Origin of the sequence: Bacillus sp. FJAT-49736 (assembly GCF_018343615.1) — a bacterium.
Taxonomy (GTDB): domain Bacteria; phylum Bacillota; class Bacilli; order Bacillales; family Bacillaceae_C; genus Margalitia.
Genome location: NZ_JAGYPI010000009.1, coordinates 24,833 through 43,651 on the forward strand (window position 1 = coordinate 24,833; position 18,819 = coordinate 43,651).

The following is an 18,819-nucleotide window of genomic DNA, read 5'->3' on the forward strand; positions in this document are numbered from 1 at the left end:
CTTAAAAGATGAAAATTCGAAAAAAGTATATTGGAAACGAGGATGGCTCCGCGACATTAGAGTTTATAGGGATGATCCCTTTAGTATTCATTATAGTTATGGTTGCATGGCAGTTAATTGTTGCAGTACATTCTGCTGTACTTGCTCAGTCTGCTGCCAACGAAGCGGCAAAGGTATACTCATTGACAACTGATCCCTATGATGCCGAGGATTCAGCCAAAAAGATTATTGATACCAGCAAAAACTATTTGTCAATGGAGGAAACGAAGATAGAAGATGATGACCATCATAATGCCAAGGATATTAAACTCAAGAAGTTTAAAGCAACCGTCAAAGTAAATATCCAATATATTTTTCTTCCAAAAAAATTATTTAAGGATGGGAACACACCCTCATTTTCTTTCACTTCCTCTGCTTCTGGAAGGACGATGGATTAAATGCGCAAACTAAGAAAAATGGTAAACAATGAAAAGGGAAATATATCCCTCCTCATGATTGCAATTATGGGAGGGATGCTCGTTCTATTTGTGTTTATTTTGAACTTATCAAAGGCCCTCGCAGTTAAAGAACAGGCAAACACTACTGCTCAGCAAGCTAGTTTAGCCGCAACATCAGTCATCTATGATCATATTAATACGGCTATAGACCTTTATGATCTACATTTATTGAGCTTGCCTTTAGAACCACCGCCGATACTGCTTTCTATGAAGGTATCTGAGTATAAGTCTAGTTTAGCTCATAATTTTAAATATCGTGACTATAGTGCAAATGAAATTAATATGGAGGCAATCGATCTTGCCATAAAATCTGAGCTAAGTGAAGGTTATGATCCACTTTTTTTGAAAGGGATTTTGGAAAGTAATCTAACAGGTTTAGTTCCAAGTATGATTAGTGTGGCAAGAGAGGTAATAAAAGAGAACCATGGAAATTTAGAGGATGCGGAAATGCGGTTTAAAGATAATCGCATCTACATAAAAGCTTCAAATGAGTATAAAGCAACAAATTACGATAAATTGCTTGAAGGGATGCACCGTAAGTTATTCCAAGAATCATCTGGCCCTGAAATTGATTTTCTAGGGGAATTGTCGATTTGGAATAACACGAAAATATTATTGCGAGAAAAAGATGATGATCAAAAAGATACCACTGATGTGGAATGGGAGTAAAGTATGGAGATGACCATGTCAAAGCGCGAGAAAAGATGGAGAAGATTCTACCTAATTCTGTTGATATTTATCTACGCTGTATTCGTTCCTGTTTCCGTACTAGAATGGCTTATTGGTGACGAAAGATTTCCTTTAACTGCAATTGTTGTGAGTTTCGGATTACCGATGTTGCGCAAAAATCACATCAAATCGATAAGAGAAAAGGAAAATCACTTTACACAATCATAAATTACTTAAAGAAATGCAGGAATTAGATACTCAAGTGCATGATATAAGAAAGTATGCAACAGTTGAGCAGGTGATGCTAGGGATTCACTGTTGGCAGAACGAAATAGTATTGTATTTGATCAACTATGAGAATCAGGAGACTGCTTAATAGCTATTAACAATTATGTTGATTATTGTACAGAGCCTTGAAGGCAAATTGATGGGGAGAGAGATGGTACTGCCCAAAAATTAATCCATTTATTAAATAGTTTTTTGATATCTAATAACATAAAAGTCTTACATAAATTGCTAGCAGGCTTTGAAAAAGACGAAAACGGGAACCCAACAACGTTTTCTCCAGGAAAAAAAGGATTGGAAGAACTAAATGTAAAATTAAATTCCTATAAGCTGCACAATTTATTAAGGAATTAAAGACAACTATTAATTTGCGGAATTTTTAATATTATGATGGTCAAAATGAATTTGCAATTGAAAAGTTAAGATATAAGCAAAAAATTTCTTTTCGTGGGGATAAAAAATGCAAACAACAATACTATCTCAAATAGTAAAACCACAAATAAAAAGGCACAAAAGAATGTTTGAGAAATATCAGTGTTTTAACTATATTTTCCGATATAAAAATAATGATTATCATTATGTAGCATATTATACTTCTAAAAAAAGTGTAAAGGGAATTCTAATCGTTACTAAGGATGGAACAATAGCAGAAAGAAACGAGGCAATAAAAATATGTCGGATGATCAATAACTATAATAATTTAATTGTATCAGCATCACGGAAATTATATGTCGAACTAAATCGACCTACTGAAGTGATGTACCATACAAAAAGATGGTTAGAGCTTTATTTTAATGATGTTAATTACGATATCGATCCAATAAAGCCAGATATTGATCAAATTTATTATTCGGCAGATACGTTTATAAATGGGCAGAAACAATTACTAGAAATTAATGATTTCTTGGTAAAATCTGATAAAGATGTCCGTCTTACAAATCATATTCTAACAGAGGAACATGTAAAAGAGGCTGAACAAGTTCTTTCGGAATATTCATTAGTTATCCATAAGCAGGGGGTTACTCAATGGGAAACGATTGACTCCATTAAAAAGGTACTTAAGTTTATAGAAGAAAATGAAAGTAATTCGAATAAAAAAGAGTATAAAAGTTTAAGAAAACAATTACTTAATTATATCCACCCTAGAAATATAAAAAGGTTACAAATGTCTCTGGATAATTATATTGATAAAAGAGTTGGCAGCGTTTTTGATCTACCGAAGGGGGAAGCAGGGATTGAGGCTTTCAAGGAATTGGATCAAAAGGAAACGGAATACTGTTTCCAGCACGATATTTTGCCGCTTTTAAGGAACTAACATTTCTATTTGCATCTTAAGAATACTTTAGAAAGTTTTAAACTACTCCATTATTATGCAAACTTATTTCAAAATATCTTCTATAGTTCCATAGAATTTCCCACTTGAATGTAAGATTCATATAATAAGTGGACCTCGGTTCCGGTATTTTCAATAAATGGATATAAAACAAGGGTTTAGCGGACACAGGGTACGTTATTTACAAAAAAACATAGGAAATCACTGCATTTTAACTATGTAACGGAACCAGTGTCCTCGAAAATCAAGAATTAGCCTGTTTTGTCACAGATAACGGAACTGTGGGCCTCCAAACTTTGGAATGATTAATTCCATCATGAAAAAGGAACATTCCGATATAGACAAAGACTAAATGGAATATTTATCCAAACAGAAAAAACCGGCTCACGGCCGGCACAATAAAGGAGGTACTAGACATCTTTATGGGGGGAAGAGTCTAGTCGTATTTTTGCTGCTGCTTGTCTGTTAAGACTATATACATCATAATATCCAAACACTAAATTTTCATGAAAGAAAAATGATAATTTCATGAGAAACAAAATGTTCAAAAATAGGAAAAGTGAAAACGCCTGTTGATCGACGTACAAACTTTTGAAATTGGCATTCAAATTATTCGTAGGGCTTGTACAAAAATATCTTCCAACCTGAAAAAAGGAGAACACCCTATAGTGCTCTCCTCTTTCGCAATTTTATTTTTCCACTTCATCAATAACACATTCTTCTAATGGAATAACCTTTGTTTTCTTGATGAACTTATAGCCAAACCACATTACTAAGAAGAGCGGGATGCCGAGATAAGCTGCAATGATGCTCATCCAATCAATCTTGTCGCTTATAAATGCTTGATAATCTTGGGCTAGAATGACGACCAAACAAACCACAAATGCCAGAATCGGTCCAAATGGATATAGTTTGGCGCGGTATGGTAGTTTATCAAGTGAGTAGCCCTGGGCCACATATGCTTTTCGGAAACGATAATGGCTTACTGCAATCCCTAGCCAGAAAATAAAACCTGTGATACCAGCTGCATTTAGTAACCACATATAGATTGCACCGTCACCGAATACAGAAGCAAGAAAGGCAAGCATTCCTACAATAGTTGTAGCAATAAGTGCAGCTACTGGAATTCCGCGTTTGTTTAAATTACCAAAGAAGCGTGGTGCTTGTCCCTCTTTAGCCATTGCATATAGAATACGAGTCGAAGCATATAAGCTTGAATTTCCTGCAGATAATACTGCAGTTAAAATAACCGCATTCATGAAAGATGCTGCAAAAGCAAGACCAGCTTTTTTGAATACTAACGTAAAAGGACTCACCATAATACTATCGCTTTTTAAGCTTTCTGTTGTATACGGAATTATAAGTCCAATAACTAAGATAGCTAAAACATAAAACAATAGGATACGCCAAAAAATGCTGCGAGTCGCCTTTGGAACACTTACTCTAGGATTTTCACTTTCTCCAGCCGCAACCCCGATAATTTCAGTTCCCTGAAAAGAGAAGCCGGCTGTTAGAAAAACACCTAAAACTGCTATAATCCCACCGTGAAAAGGAGCATCTTTTATCGTAAAATTCTTGAATCCGATAGAGTGTCCACCATTCATAATCCCAAAAATCATTAATAGTCCAACTACAATAAAGATAATGATAGTTGCTACTTTAATAAAGGAGAACCAATATTCACCTTCTCCGTACCCTTTAACAGATAAAATATTAAGACCAAAAATTAGAACAATAAAGATTCCACTCCACACCCACGATGGACTGTCCGGAAACCAAAACTTCATAACAAGTGTTGATGCTGAAAGCTCTGCCGCAAGTGTTATGGCCCAGCTATACCAGTAATTCCAGCCTAATGCAAATCCTAATGCTGGATCAATAAATCTGGTAGCATATGTACTAAATGCTCCACTTGTTGGCATAAATGCAGCCAACTCCGCCAAACCAGTCATGATAAAATAAACCATTACCCCAATAATGAGATAAGCAAGCAATGCACCTCCTGGACCTGCTGAATGAATAGCAGCTCCACTTCCTAGAAAAAGCCCGGTACCAATGGAACCACCAAGTGATATCATTGTTAAATGTCTTGCTTTTAAACCTCTCTTTAATTCATTTTGGTTAGCGCTTTCATTTTGATAGATGGAATGATTACTCACAATCCACACCCCCTAAGTTGTTTGAAGCAAAGTGACGTATCCATCCAAGTATAACTTTTAGAAATATACTGTTGATCAATGCCTTGTTCATGTGAAAAGTATAGTTTGAATGGATGACTTAATAAATTTATGCGTATTTGGCTGAAATTCAACAGTATTGTGTAACAGATTCAAAAAATTAAAAACGTAATAATTTTATATCATGAATAAAAAATAATGAAAAGAGGGGAAAATACTTACATTTTTATTATAACTTTTCCTATTTTGTATTAGATAATGCTATTTTGTAATTTACTTACCACTTGGAGAAAGGTTTTTTACCAAATTGCAAAAATTAGTGTAAAATGAAGTTGCGAGTTCTTGCTATTTAATTGGGGGCTGGTAGTATATGTTGAAAAAGGCATTTTCAGAGAAACAATTCAAAACTTTTTCTATAATGGATTCTTTGGCAGTAGAACATATGATTTGAATGGTGCGGAAATTACTGGAACTTATAAGAACGATGAAAAAGGAATAGTAATGGAAGTGAGAAAATAAATGGAAGTATGATTATGGATATGTTGATTACGGTTGGGATGATGGAGAAACTGTCTTTGGACATTTGATTGTGTGGGCGAAGAAGATAAATACATAAATGGAGGGGAAGAGCATGGCAGAGAAGAAAACGGTAAGCAGAACCTTATTTAACACAGTTATAGGGGTGTCAGTCACATTATCGTTAATGCTAGGCTTTGGAGTTGGAGCGACCACCACAGACATTGATGGTAAAACAGTCAAACTTAAACAATTAAAAAAAGAAATTAGCAAATTAGAAGATAAAAAGAAAAGTCTGCAAAATGAAATTGAAAAGCTGCAAAGTGAAGTAGACAAGAATAAATAATGAGATGATAACATGAGCAAGTATAAACAATGCAACAGAAATTCATGGAACAACTTGTGATAGGTCAACGATTAAGCCATCCGAAGAAAGAGAGTTTGTTTTTCCAAAAGGCACATATCCTTGGGTTAAAATGTGGGATTAATATTGATAATACATACGATTTTGTTGTAAATGCTGGAAAACTTACATGTGGAAAGCCAGGTCAGGAAATAGAAGAAGAAATAGTTGCATTGACGAATCAATTTATTCAAAATAACGAGTACGTCGTATTTAAAAGGCGATACATGGCAACCAGAGACAAAACTATTCCCGTCGCATATTATAGAAGCAATGTTTGGCTGTAATTTCCTTGGTTCCCTGCAATCTTTATATAATCAACATAAAAAGAACAATAATGCGCACTATATGGATAAAACACGATATAGTGCTTTTGCCGGGACGGATTTAGAAATAAAAATAAGAGAACGCTGCATAGAAAAACTCCATTTATGTGGTGAATGTACTGATATTTGCGTTCTTCATGCAAAATAAAGGGTTTCAAATGGTGATCCATTCCGATGCGGTTGAAAGTTTTAATCAGGATGGTCACAAATGGACGCTGGAGCATTTTAAAAATACATTAGGAGCTAAAGTCCTTTAATAAAGGTTGAATACAAAGGTGCATTAGCAATACAAGGAGTGGGGTTTGATGGTTCGGCTTTATAATGATGATGGCTTAACCCTTCATACAGATTTATATCAGATTAATATGGCTAAAACATACTGGCAGGATGGAATCCATGAGAAAAAAGCTGTGTTTGAATTGTTTTTTCGAAAGCTTCCATTTGATAATGGCTATGCCATTTTTGCAGGATTAGAGAGAATAGTGGAATATTTAAACGATTTTCGATTTACGGAAGCGGATATTGAATATTTGCGTAATGAGGTAGGGTATGAGGAGGAATTTCTGCAATACCTGAGTGAGCTTCGTTTCACTGGCACTGTTCGTTCCATGCGTGAAGGAGAACTGGTATTTGGAAACGAACCTATGATTCAAGTGGAGGCACCTCTTGCCCAGGCGCAGATTATTGAAACAGCTCTGCTTAACATTGTGAATTTCCAAACATTGATTGCAACGAAAGCGTCCCGAATCAAAAATGTCGTTGGGAATGAGACGGTAATGGAATTTGGCTCCAGGCGTGCTCATGAGCTAGATGCAGCTATTTGGGGAACAAGGGCAGCATTTATTGGTGGCTTTGATGCAACGAGCAATGTAAGAGCAGGGAAACGTTTTGGAATTCCGGTGTCTGGCACCCATGCGCATGCGATGGTCCAAGCATATCGGGATGATTATACAGCATTTCGAAAATATGCTGAAAGCCACCGGGACTGCGTATTCCTGGTAGATACGTATGATACATTAAAATCCGGAGTGCCAAGTGCAATCAAAGTGGCAAAAGAAATGGGAAATAAGATCAATTTTATCGGAATTCGCTTGGATAGCGGCGACATGGCGTTTTTATCAAAAGCTGCTCGTAAAATGCTCGATAAAGCTGGATTCCCAAATGCAAAAATCGTTGCTTCCAGTGATCTGGATGAATATACGATTCTGCATTTGAAATCTCAAGGTGCGAAAATTGATGTTTGGGGTGTTGGCACGAAATTAATAACTGCGTATGACCAGCCTGCGCTAGGTGCTGTATATAAAATGGTTTCCATCGAGGACAGTAATGGAGTAATGCAGGATACGATTAAGATTTCCAGCAACGCTCAAAAAGTAACGACTCCTGGACTTAAAAATGTATACAGGATCATTAATACAGAAAGCTATAAGTCTGAAGGCGATTATATTGCCTTACGTGACGAGGATGTTGCGGACCAAAAGGAACTGAAAATGTTCCATCCTGTTCATACGTATATTAGCAAAGTAGTCAAAAATTTTGAGGCGAGAAATTTACTTCATGATATTTTTGTGGAGGGAGAATTTATCTACAAATTGCCAACTCTTCAGGAAATTCAAGGCTATTCAAAGGAAAGCCTGGCATTGCTTTGGGAGGAATATAAGCGCTCCCTCAATCCTCATGAATACCCGGTGGATTTAAGTCGAAAATGCTGGGATAATAAAATTAAAAATATTGAAGAAGTGAAACAACACGTACAAAGATCATTCGAAAAGCTTCGAAGCTGAAGGAGGATTTAAATCAAGATGGGAAACTTACAAAAACAAATTGTAGAGGACATGAAAGTAAAACCATTTATTAACCCAAATGAGGAAATCCGCATCAGTGTCGATTTTTTGAAGGCATACTTAAAGAAATATACCTTTTTTAAAGGATTTGTGTTAGGACAATCAGGGGGACAGGATTCCACTTTGGTTGGGAAGCTTGCACAGCTTGCTATCAACGAGTTAAAGGAAGAAACCGGCTCGCAAGAATATAAATTTATTGCGGTTCGTCTTCCATATGGGGTTCAAAAGGATGCGAGCGATGTGGAGGACGCCATCCAATTCATTCAACCGGACAAGGATGTTACGGTGAATATTAAACCTGCGGTAGATGCAATAGAATCTTCTTTGAGAGAAGCAGGAATTAGGCTATCTGATTTTGAAAAAGGCAATGTGAAAGCAAGAGAGCGTATGGTTGTACAATACAGCATTGCCGCCATGGAAAACTGCGTTGTTCTTGGAACCGATCATTCTGCGGAAGCAATCACCGGTTTTTATACTAAATATGGTGACGGTGGTGCAGATCTTGTTCCTATTTTCCGCCTTAATAAGCGACAAGGAAAAATGCTGTTAAAAGAACTGGATTGTCCGGAACACTTATATTTGAAAACTCCAACTGCCGATCTTGAAGATGAACGTCCGCAATTGCCGGATGAAAGTGCCCTTGGCATTTCTTATGATGAAATAGATGATTTTCTGGAAGGAAAAGAAGTTTCTAAACAAGCGGAAGAAACAATAGAGGCACTTTATAAAAAGTCAGCACATAAACGACATTTGCCTGTAACGGTATTTGATGATTTTTGGAAGTAGAGAGAAGGAAGCATAAGCGGCTTCCTTCTTTTTATTTATTTAGGTTTTTTAAAATACAACTTCCCCCAAACTTACTATAAAATAAGGAACCTTATATTTTCTGCTTTTTCTCCTAGGCATTTCATAGTATGCTATAATTGAGTCCTAAATATTAGGAATTTTCCAAAGCATTTCACATTTCTAAGACCTGGAGGTATATAATGACAGTAAATCCTATGCATCCAAAGTTAAAGCAAGTGTTAAATAATATTGAAAAAGTAATGATCGGTAAAACGAGCGTAGCGGAGCTTAGCCTTGTTGCTCTACTTGCAGAAGGTCATGTTCTTCTCGAAGATGTTCCTGGGGTAGGAAAGACGATGATGGTTCGTGCTCTTGCAAAATCAGTGAATGCGTCCTTTAAGAGGATTCAATTTACACCTGATTTATTACCTTCCGATGTGATTGGTGTTTCGATTTTTAATCCAAAAGATTTGGAATTTCAATTTAGACCTGGACCAATTATGGGCAATATTATTCTTGCGGATGAAATTAATCGAACCTCTCCAAAAACACAGTCTGCCCTTCTAGAAGGGATGGAAGAAAGCAGTGTTACAGTAGATGGCGTTACTCGTCTCCTTGACAAACCTTTCTTTGTTATGGCTACGCAAAATCCAATTGAGTATGAGGGTACATATCCACTACCGGAAGCTCAACTTGATCGCTTTCTCCTAAAAATGAAAATGGGTTATCCTGAGGTCAGTGAGGAGATTGAAATATTAGATAGAGCTGAAAAGCAAGCGCCGATTGATAGCTTGGAGGCAGTTATTTCTCTTCATGAATTAAGAGAATTGCAAAATGAGGTAAAGCAAGTGTATGTAGACCATAGTATTAAGCAATATATTGTGAGTATTGCACATCAAACGAGAATTCACGGGAATGTATATCTTGGGGTAAGTCCACGCGGTTCTATTGCATTGATGAAAGCGGCACAAGCCTATGCTTTTTTACATGGAAGAGATTTCGTCATTCCTGACGATGTTCAATACTTAGCTCCATATGTATTCTCCCACCGAATTATCTTGAAATCTGAAGTGAAATATGGAGGTCAATCACCAGAGGATATTGTATACGAAGTTATCAGATATATCCGTGTGCCCGTGCAAAAGGTAGTGAAGTAGATGAAAAAGAAGTGGAAAATAAAAACATGGATGAAAATAGTTCTTCTTTTCATAACGTTAGGTATTGTCTTTTCCTACGCTATGTTTCAAGGAGGCTTTGTAAGCTGGTTTTTATTCTATAGTTTTACCCCATTTGCTTTATATGCGCTGCTCATTGCATTCTACCCAATGGGAGATTTTAAGGTTGCGAGAACCTTTAATGGAGACAGCTATAGTGTTGGCGATGAATTAAAGGTAACCATTGAATTGGAAAGAAAGTTACCATTTCCGCTGTTTTTCCTTATCATTCGAAATGAAACTAGTTTTGATGACCAGGGGGAGGAATTGATTCTGTATCCTTGGTTTAGAAGAAGAATGAAAGTATTGTATACTGTCACGGATTTACAAAGGGGTGAGCATTTTTTTGGAGATATTACCATGAAGTGTGGGGATTTTCTTGGTCTTATTTTAAAAAGCCAGGTTATATCTGATCCAAAAACCATCCTTGTATACCCTTCCTATATAGATATAATCTACAGATCTATCGAAAGTCGTTACGAACAAGGTGCTACTGCATCCCAGATAAGACTTCAAAATGATTCCACATTGGTAACAGGCATACGCCAATATCAGCCAGGGGACCGCTTTACATGGATTGATTGGAAGGCAACTGCCAGAAAGAATGAAATGCAAACAAAGGAATTTGAAGAACGTCAATCTCATGATATTTCCATTATTTTAGACCGCACACCTTCCCAAGTATTCGAAGCAATGGTTAAGTTTTCGGCATCACTCATTAGAACGATCATTAGACATGGCGGACAGATTGGTCTTTATTCAATCGGGAAGGATCATTCCATATTTCCAATTAGGGGTGGAGAAGAACATCAGCACCAGCTTTTTTACCATCTTGCAAAAGTGAAAGCGGATAGCGAAGTCCCGGTTCATACTATCCTTACGGGGGAGAAAGTATTTTATCAGCAAACAGCATCCATCATGATCATTACCTCCAAACTTACCCAACCATTAATCGATAGTGTGCAATTATTTACTAGGAAAATGGGTTCTGTTGTCATGTTTGTTATTAAAGAGACAGGAGACAAAATTTCAACAGAAGAAAATGTTTTATATGAGCAGGCTTTAAAACATGGAATATATGTCCGGTTTTTATATGAAGAAAGTTTTCGCTCTGCTTTAATGGGGGTGAAGCAAAGATGAGAGAATATAGGCGGGAAAGCAAAGGTTTTATCATCCTTTTGTATCTTTTTAGTTTCTTTCTCTTATGGGAGTGGATTAGACCGTTAGAAACAATTACAGATACAGGAAATGTTTATTTATTTGTTCTATTTATTTTCATGTCACTTGCTTTATATATTTTTAATAATAGAAGAGGTATCGATATCATACTTAAGATTTTCTTTATTTTATTTTCGATCCATCATCTATATTTCCATCAAAGCTTATTGCACTTAAGCTGGGTGGAATCTTTCATTTCTAATCTATTCCATAACTTAAAAAGATTATTTGCCGGTAATTGGGACCTTTTATCAGGTGAGTTTCGGAGTCTATTATTTTTTATTCTTCTGTGGCTCATTACCTACCTGCTAAAATATTGGCTTACTGTAAGAAGAAACATTTTTATTTTCTTTATAATGACAGTTATGTATATTACGGTCCTGGATACATTCACCCCCTACCATGGAGAATGGCCAATTGTCAGAACCATGGTCATTGGATTTACTCTTCTTGGTGTCCTTTATTTTAAAAGACTATCTGAGCAAAACCGAGTTGCAAACTCGAAAAACAATTGGTTTAAGTGGATTATTCCACTCGCGATTATGATATCTTTATGTAATTTATTCGCGTTGGTTGCTCCAAAGGCTGATGCTATTTGGCCGGATCCCGTGCCTTATATCAAGGCACATGTAGGAAAGGATAAGCAAAATGGAAGAGGCTTCGGAATAAATACAATCGGATACCGTTCGGATGATTCACGTTTGGGTGGACCATTCCGCGGGGATAACACGGTTGTTTTTAAAGTAAAAGCGCCATCAAGACAATATTGGAGAGTAGAAACTAGGGATACATATACAGGGAAAGGCTGGATTACCACTAGAAATATACCTTCCGAGTCTGTCTTTTCTGGCTCCCAATTCTCTACTTCTCTAGGAGATTATCTAGTAGAAAAGTCGAAGAGAGCTAAAGCAGATATATCAATGAGGATTAACAGTCAAACAGCCGTTTACCCATATGGATTGCTATCAATTGTCTTAAAGAGCGATATGGAAAAATTCACTATCAATGGTTCAACAGATAAAATAACTCTATCTAGTGTAGAGCCAAATAAGGCTTTATCTGATTATAGTGTGATATACAATGTGCCGTTATATAGCATGAAAGAGTTAAAAGCACGTCCTGAGCAAGAATTTATTCCGCCGCCTGAATATTTAAAGCTTCCGAAATTACTGCCGAAGCGTGTTCATGATTTGGCGGAAAAAATTACTAAAGGCAAGGATAATGAATATGACAAGGCTAAGGCAATCGAAGCGTATTTTCAAACGAATGGCTTTGTGTATGACCAAAGAAATGTCGCAGTCCCTGGCCAGGCTCAAGATTACGTGGATCAGTTTTTATTTAATACGAAGAGAGGCTATTGTGATAACTTTTCAACATCCATGGTTGTCTTGCTCCGATCAGTCGGAATCCCATCTCGTTGGGTGAAAGGGTATTCCGGCGGAGATTATGTGGATACAGTGGATGAAACATACAAAATATATAATGTGACGAACAATAATGCACATTCATGGGTGGAAGTATTGTTTCCAAACGTAGGATGGGTACCGTTCGAACCAACAATTGGATTTTCTAATAATGCGATTTTTCAGGACGATGAAAAAAATAATCCAGCAGCTTCTACGTCATCAGATGAAGAGATGCAAAAGAAGCAAACTCAAAATAAGCAAAAACAACAGGATTTTGATCGAGGCACAACAACACAAGCAGAAAAGTTTTCATTTAAAGCTGAATGGAATAAGGCAATTAATTATATAAAATTGCATTGGCTTCGCTTTATTATCATTCTTCTACTTATTGTTTTAGGTATTTGGTATATCTATTGGAAACGAAGTAAATGGCTTCCGTTTTATTTGGTTCATCATTATAGGAAAAAGAAGGATCCAGATACTTTTTCAAAAGCGTATTTGTCGCTGCTCAAACAATTAGAGAGATATGGTATTCAAAAACAAAAGGATCAAACATTAAGAGAATTTGCTAAATATGTAGATAGCTTCTTTGAAACAAACGTAATGAGAGAGCTGACTGAGCATTATGAAAAAATCATATATAGGGGTCAAGAACCAAGCGGCAAGTGGAATGAGACGCGTGAATTATGGGAAAATTTAATTAAAAAGACAAGCGGTTGACCCAATTTGTAAACAAGTATACAATGGTACAAAATATAGGTTGCACTTCATATAATTTTGATAATATGGTTCGAAAGTTTCTACAAATCACCGTAAATGATTTACTATGAAGGCAGTTTTATTCTACCGTTTTTGTATTAGGAAAGAATGCAAACCCTGCATTCTGTCTTAGTGTTTATTTGTAATGAGCAAAAACTAGAATTCTGCCTTCTTTCTTACTTTAAGGCGGGAATTCTAGTTTTTTTTATTTTCTAAATAATGGAGGAAGTCCAATGACAGAAAATGCGAGCATGCAAAATCAAGAAATGATTGTAGTGTTAGATTTCGGAAGCCAATATAATCAGCTGATCACAAGAAGGATTCGTGAATTCGGGGTATATAGTGAACTCCATCCTCATACGCTGACAGCAGAACAGATTAAAGCTATGAACCCTAAAGGAATTATTTTTTCTGGCGGACCAAATAGTGTATATGATAAAAATGCCTTTCACTGTGACGATTCCATTTTTGAATTGGGCATTCCTGTACTGGGAATTTGTTATGGTATGCAGTTAATGACGAAGCATTTTGGTGGGAAAGTGGAGCCTGCAAAGCATCGCGAATATGGTAAAGCAAAGATTGAGGTAACATCCTCTTCCAAGCTTTTTGAGAATCTTCCGAATGAGCAAATTGTTTGGATGAGCCATGGTGATTTAGTAACGGAAACACCACAAGGATTTTCTGTAAACGCAACAAGTCCATCTTGTCCAATTGCATCTATGAGTGATGCATCCAGAAACCTTTATGCAGTGCAATTTCACCCGGAAGTCCAGCATTCCGTATATGGCAATGAAATGTTAAAAAACTTCGTGTTCCATGTTTGTGATTGTGAAGCGAACTGGTCGATGGAGAATTTCATTGAAGTCGAAATCGAAAAAATTCGTCAAACTGTAGGGGATAAAAAAGTTCTGTGTGCTTTAAGCGGTGGTGTTGATTCATCAGTTGTCGCAGTGTTGATCCATAAAGCAATTGGCGATCAACTCACATGTATCTTTGTAGATCACGGTTTGCTTCGAAAAGGAGAAGCGGAAAGTGTTATGAAGACATTCGCAGATGGATTCCATATGAATGTTATTAAAGTAGATGCTAAAGAACGATTCTTAAATAAGCTGGAGGGCGTTTCTGATCCAGAGAAAAAACGGAAAATCATCGGAAATGAATTTATTTATGTTTTTGATGATGAGTCTAAAAAACTAGCGGGCATTAATTTTCTAGCTCAAGGTACCCTGTATACAGATATTATTGAGAGTGGTACAGCTACTGCTCAGACGATTAAATCACATCATAATGTCGGTGGCTTACCGGAAGATATGCAATTTACTTTAATTGAGCCGTTGAATACGTTATTTAAAGATGAAGTAAGAGCGTTAGGAACGGAACTTGGTATTCCGGATGAAATAGTATGGAGACAGCCATTCCCAGGTCCTGGATTAGGGATACGAGTTCTTGGTGCGATTTCTGAAGAAAAATTAGAGATTGTTCGTGAATCAGACTATATTTTACGCGAAGAAATTAAAAAAGCCGGGCTCGATCGTGAAATCTGGCAATATTTCACCGTGCTTCCGGACATTAGAAGTGTCGGTGTTATGGGAGATGCTCGGACGTATGATTACACAATTGGTATCCGTGCGGTAACCTCCATAGATGGGATGACTTCTGACTGGGCAAGGATTCCGTGGGATGTACTAGAAGTGATTTCGACTCGTATTGTAAATGAAGTGCCACATGTAAACCGCGTTGTGTATGATATTACAAGTAAGCCACCTGCAACGATTGAGTGGGAATAATGAAATAAAGAGATGCCTCAGTGAATACGAACGTATTTATAATTTTTTATAAAAACGTTCGTATTTTTTATTGACAGAATGAATATGCGTTGCTATGATACAAATGTACTAATTAAATATTATTGTGTTTCGTATAATGTTGGGGATATGGCCCAAGAGTTTCTACCGAGCTACCGTAAATGGCTTGACTACGAGGCGATTGTTGTAGAGGAAGGATTTTCTCTGTGCTATACATATGCCTAATAGTCGTCGCTTCGGTGGATACCGGAGCGTTTTTTTGTTCATATTTAAAACTATAGGGGGAAGTATACATGCAAAAGTATTTTCAGTTTAGGGAACTGGGGACGAGCTATCGTCAGGAGTTTTTAGGCGGTTTGACAACCTTTTTAGCAATGGCATATATTCTGGTTATTAATCCACTTACCTTATCTCTTGCAAGTGTAAAAGGTTTACCGGATGCTATGCGAATGGATCAAGGTTCCGTATTCGTGGCAACTGCCATCGCATCTGCAGTAGGTTCTATTATAATGGGGCTATTAGCGAAATATCCACTAGCTTTAGCGCCGGGAATGGGGTTAAATGCATTTTTTGCATATAGCGTTGTGTTGGGGAGTCATATTCCTTGGCAACATGCGCTTGGTGCAGTTCTTCTTTCTGGAGTTTTCTTTTTCCTATTAACTCTTACAGGGTTACGTGAAAAAATTATTAATGCAATTCCTGTTCAATTAAAGCATGCGGTCGGCGCGGGGATTGGTTTGTTTATCACATTCTTAGGATTACAAAATGCAAAAATTATCGTAAATAATGATGCAACTCTTGTTGGCTTAGGGGATCTTACCAATGGTGACACATTACTGGCGATCTTCGGAATTTTTATTACAGTAATTCTTATGACAAGAAATATAAAGGGTGCAGTTTTTTATGGAATGATTATTACTGCGATTGTAGGAATGATTTTTGGATTAATCGATGTACCACATAAAGTAGTAGATAAGGTTCCAAGTATCAGCCCTACGTTTGGAGCGGTGTTCTCCTCTTTTGGAGATAGTTCATTTTGGTCAACAACCATGATTGGTGTTATTCTTACATTCTTATTTGTTGATTTCTTTGATAATGCAGGAACACTTGTGGCAGTTGCAAATCAAGCTGGTTTAATGAAGGATAATAAGCTTCCGAATGCTGGAAAAGCTTTAGTATCTGATTCTATAGCAACAATGGCTGGGGCAGTTCTAGGAACTTCTACTACAACATCTTTTGTTGAGTCAACTTCTGGTGTAGCTGCCGGTGCACGAACTGGTTTTGCATCATTAGTTACTGCGGCATTCTTTATACTTGCTTTATTCTTCTTTCCGTTGTTATCTGTTATAACAGCGCCAGTAACAGCACCTGCACTTATCATCGTCGGGGTTTTGATGGTATCTTCCTTAAGACATATTGAGTGGGATAAATTCGAAATTGCCGTACCTGCTTTCTTAACGATGATTGCAATGCCATTATCCTATAGTATTGCTACAGGAATTGCGATTGGCTTTATCTTTTATCCAATTACGATGATTGTAAAAGGAAGAATCAAAGAAATTCATCCTATTATGTATTTCTTCTTTATCGTCTTCCTGCTCTACTTTATTTTCTTAACATAATTTTGCAGAGTCCTATGCTTCATAGGGCTCTTTTTTATTTATATAAAAAGAGGACTAATAATTTTCCTTTTGGGAAGATAAATATCAGTTCAACTGAATGGAATAAATTACCTTGTATATTCTGTTGACCTGCTATGAAATGGGTGCTATTATATAAAAACCGGCAGCAATGAGGTCGGGATAAAAGATAAATAAATGTTGACAATAATAACTTAGGGTGATATGATATTAAATGTCGCTTCTAAAAAAAGTTGTTGACAACGAAAGATTGAAAATGATATAATATGAAAGTTGCTCCTGAAAAAGCAACGAGATTGATCTTTGAAAACTAAACAGAACAAAACGTCAATGTTTTAAATTTTTTATGAGCTAATCAAACACTTTTTTGGAGAGTTTGATCCTGGCTCAGGACGAACGCTGGCGGCGTGCCTAATACATGCAAGTCGAGCGAATCAGATGGGAGCTTGCTCCCTGATGATTAGCGGCGGACGGGTGAGTAACACGTGGGTAACCTGCCTGTAAGACTGGGATAACTTCGGGAAACCGGAGCTAATACCGGATAACTTCTTTTCTCGCATGAGAGAAGATTGAAAGATGGCTTCGGCTATCACTTACAGATGGACCCGCGGCGCATTAGCTAGTTGGTGAGGTAACGGCTCACCAAGGCGACGATGCGTAGCCGACCTGAGAGGGTGATCGGCCACACTGGGACTGAGACACGGCCCAGACTCCTACGGGAGGCAGCAGTAGGGAATCTTCCGCAATGGACGAAAGTCTGACGGAGCAACGCCGCGTGAGTGATGAAGGTTTTCGGATCGTAAAACTCTGTTGTTAGGGAAGAACAAGTATCGTTCGAATAGGGCGGTACCTTGACGGTACCTAACCAGAAAGCCACGGCTAACTACGTGCCAGCAGCCGCGGTAATACGTAGGTGGCAAGCGTTGTCCGGAATTATTGGGCGTAAAGCGCGCGCAGGCGGTTTCTTAAGTCTGATGTGAAAGCCCACGGCTCAACCGTGGAGGGTCATTGGAAACTGGGAGACTTGAGTGCAGAAGAGGAGAGTGGAATTCCACGTGTAGCGGTGAAATGCGTAGAGATGTGGAGGAACACCAGTGGCGAAGGCGACTCTCTGGTCTGTAACTGACGCTGAGGCGCGAAAGCGTGGGGAGCGAACAGGATTAGATACCCTGGTAGTCCACGCCGTAAACGATGAGTGCTAAGTGTTAGAGGGTTTCCGCCCTTTAGTGCTGCAGCTAACGCATTAAGCACTCCGCCTGGGGAGTACGGCCGCAAGGCTGAAACTCAAAGGAATTGACGGGGGCCCGCACAAGCGGTGGAGCATGTGGTTTAATTCGAAGCAACGCGAAGAACCTTACCAGGTCTTGACATCCTCTGACAACCCTAGAGATAGGGCGTTCCCCTTCGGGGGACAGAGTGACAGGTGGTGCATGGTTGTCGTCAGCTCGTGTCGTGAGATGTTGGGTTAAGTCCCGCAACGAGCGCAACCCTTGACCTTAGTTGCCAGCATTCAGTTGGGCACTCTAAGGTGACTGCCGGTGACAAACCGGAGGAAGGTGGGGATGACGTCAAATCATCATGCCCCTTATGACCTGGGCTACACACGTGCTACAATGGATGGTACAAAGGGCTGCGAGACCGCGAGGTTTAGCCAATCCCATAAAACCATTCTCAGTTCGGATTGCAGGCTGCAACTCGCCTGCATGAAGCCGGAATCGCTAGTAATCGCGGATCAGCATGCCGCGGTGAATACGTTCCCGGGCCTTGTACACACCGCCCGTCACACCACGAGAGTTTGTAACACCCGAAGTCGGTGAGGTAACCTTTTGGAGCCAGCCGCCGAAGGTGGGACAGATGATTGGGGTGAAGTCGTAACAAGGTAGCCGTATCGGAAGGTGCGGCTGGATCACCTCCTTTCTAAGGATAATGGAAGACCACTTA

The 18,819-nt window shown here is 38.1% G+C and carries 14 protein-coding genes, 1 rRNA gene, 1 pseudogene and 2 riboswitches; of the genes and pseudogenes, 15 read left to right on the plus strand and 1 reads right to left on the minus strand.

Annotated features, from left to right (window positions below):
• The first annotated feature begins 8 nt into the window (after nucleotides 1–8).
• The 4 genes from KHA87_RS21645 to KHA87_RS21660 all read left to right on the plus strand — a co-directional run bounded on the left by KHA87_RS21645 (nucleotide 9) and on the right by KHA87_RS21660 (nucleotide 2,766).
• Complete coding sequence (locus KHA87_RS21645; RefSeq protein WP_213096179.1) at nucleotides 9–437, plus strand: TadE family protein; 429 nt, start codon at nucleotides 9–11, stop codon at nucleotides 435–437.
• Nucleotides 438–1,166: a pilus assembly protein TadG-related protein gene (locus KHA87_RS21650; RefSeq protein ID WP_213096180.1), complete on the plus strand. Its 729-nt coding sequence runs from the start codon at nucleotides 438–440 to the stop codon at nucleotides 1,164–1,166.
• A gap of 3 nt (nucleotides 1,167–1,169) precedes the next feature.
• Nucleotides 1,170–1,394, plus strand: coding sequence for a hypothetical protein (locus tag KHA87_RS21655; protein ID WP_213096181.1), 225 nt, complete (start codon nucleotides 1,170–1,172; stop codon nucleotides 1,392–1,394).
• Between the two features lie 517 nt (nucleotides 1,395–1,911).
• Nucleotides 1,912–2,766 carry a hypothetical protein gene (locus tag KHA87_RS21660; protein ID WP_213096182.1) on the plus strand — a complete coding sequence of 285 codons (855 nt, stop codon included), beginning with the start codon at nucleotides 1,912–1,914 and terminating at the stop codon, nucleotides 2,764–2,766.
• A gap of 707 nt (nucleotides 2,767–3,473) precedes the next feature.
• Here the strand turns inward: KHA87_RS21660 and KHA87_RS21665 are convergent.
• Nucleotides 3,474–4,862: an amino acid permease gene (locus KHA87_RS21665; protein WP_213096192.1), complete on the minus strand. Its 1,389-nt coding sequence runs from the start codon at nucleotides 4,860–4,862 to the stop codon at nucleotides 3,474–3,476.
• A gap of 441 nt (nucleotides 4,863–5,303) precedes the next feature.
• Here KHA87_RS21665 and KHA87_RS21670 point away from each other — a divergent pair, with 441 nt between their 5' ends.
• From KHA87_RS21670 to KHA87_RS21720, 11 genes and pseudogenes are all read left to right on the plus strand, one after another.
• Complete coding sequence (locus KHA87_RS21670) at nucleotides 5,304–5,480, plus strand: hypothetical protein (RefSeq protein WP_213096183.1); 177 nt, start codon at nucleotides 5,304–5,306, stop codon at nucleotides 5,478–5,480.
• A 112-nt stretch (nucleotides 5,481–5,592) separates the two neighbouring features.
• A complete protein-coding gene (locus KHA87_RS21675; protein WP_213096184.1) occupies nucleotides 5,593–5,823 on the plus strand; it encodes a hypothetical protein in 231 nt (76 codons plus the stop codon).
• A 116-nt stretch (nucleotides 5,824–5,939) separates the two neighbouring features.
• Nucleotides 5,940–6,463, plus strand: a pseudogene (locus tag KHA87_RS21680) (cysteine hydrolase family protein).
• A gap of 48 nt (nucleotides 6,464–6,511) precedes the next feature.
• Nucleotides 6,512–7,990: a nicotinate phosphoribosyltransferase gene (locus KHA87_RS21685; RefSeq protein ID WP_213096185.1), complete on the plus strand. Its 1,479-nt coding sequence runs from the start codon at nucleotides 6,512–6,514 to the stop codon at nucleotides 7,988–7,990.
• Between the two features lie 18 nt (nucleotides 7,991–8,008).
• Nucleotides 8,009–8,836, plus strand: a complete 828-nt coding sequence (gene nadE / locus KHA87_RS21690) for an ammonia-dependent NAD(+) synthetase (protein ID WP_213096186.1) — start codon at nucleotides 8,009–8,011, stop codon at nucleotides 8,834–8,836.
• Nucleotides 8,837–9,036: 200 nt separating this feature from the next.
• The gene (locus KHA87_RS21695; RefSeq protein ID WP_213096187.1) at nucleotides 9,037–9,993 is read left to right on the plus strand and encodes an AAA family ATPase; all 957 of its coding nucleotides are present in this window, start codon (nucleotides 9,037–9,039) and stop codon (nucleotides 9,991–9,993) included.
• The gene (locus tag KHA87_RS21700; protein ID WP_213096188.1) at nucleotides 9,994–11,190 is read left to right on the plus strand and encodes a DUF58 domain-containing protein; all 1,197 of its coding nucleotides are present in this window, start codon (nucleotides 9,994–9,996) and stop codon (nucleotides 11,188–11,190) included.
• Entirely contained in the window at nucleotides 11,187–13,394 is a 2,208-nt protein-coding gene (locus KHA87_RS21705; RefSeq protein ID WP_213096189.1) for a DUF4129 domain-containing transglutaminase family protein, read from the plus strand. Before KHA87_RS21700 ends, KHA87_RS21705 begins: the two co-directional genes overlap by 4 nt.
• A 27-nt stretch (nucleotides 13,395–13,421) precedes the next feature.
• Nucleotides 13,422–13,521: riboswitch (purine riboswitch) on the plus strand.
• A gap of 163 nt (nucleotides 13,522–13,684) precedes the next feature.
• Nucleotides 13,685–15,220 (plus strand): glutamine-hydrolyzing GMP synthase, encoded by a 1,536-nt coding sequence (gene guaA / locus KHA87_RS21710; RefSeq protein WP_213096193.1) that lies wholly within the window; start codon nucleotides 13,685–13,687, stop codon nucleotides 15,218–15,220.
• A 109-nt stretch (nucleotides 15,221–15,329) separates the two neighbouring features.
• A riboswitch (purine riboswitch) is annotated at nucleotides 15,330–15,431 on the plus strand.
• Nucleotides 15,432–15,531: 100 nt separating this feature from the next.
• Complete coding sequence (locus KHA87_RS21715; RefSeq protein ID WP_213096190.1) at nucleotides 15,532–16,860, plus strand: NCS2 family permease; 1,329 nt, start codon at nucleotides 15,532–15,534, stop codon at nucleotides 16,858–16,860.
• A 382-nt stretch (nucleotides 16,861–17,242) separates the two neighbouring features.
• Nucleotides 17,243–18,795: ribosomal RNA gene (locus KHA87_RS21720) — 16S ribosomal RNA — on the plus strand.
• Nucleotides 18,796–18,819 lie beyond the last annotated feature (24 nt).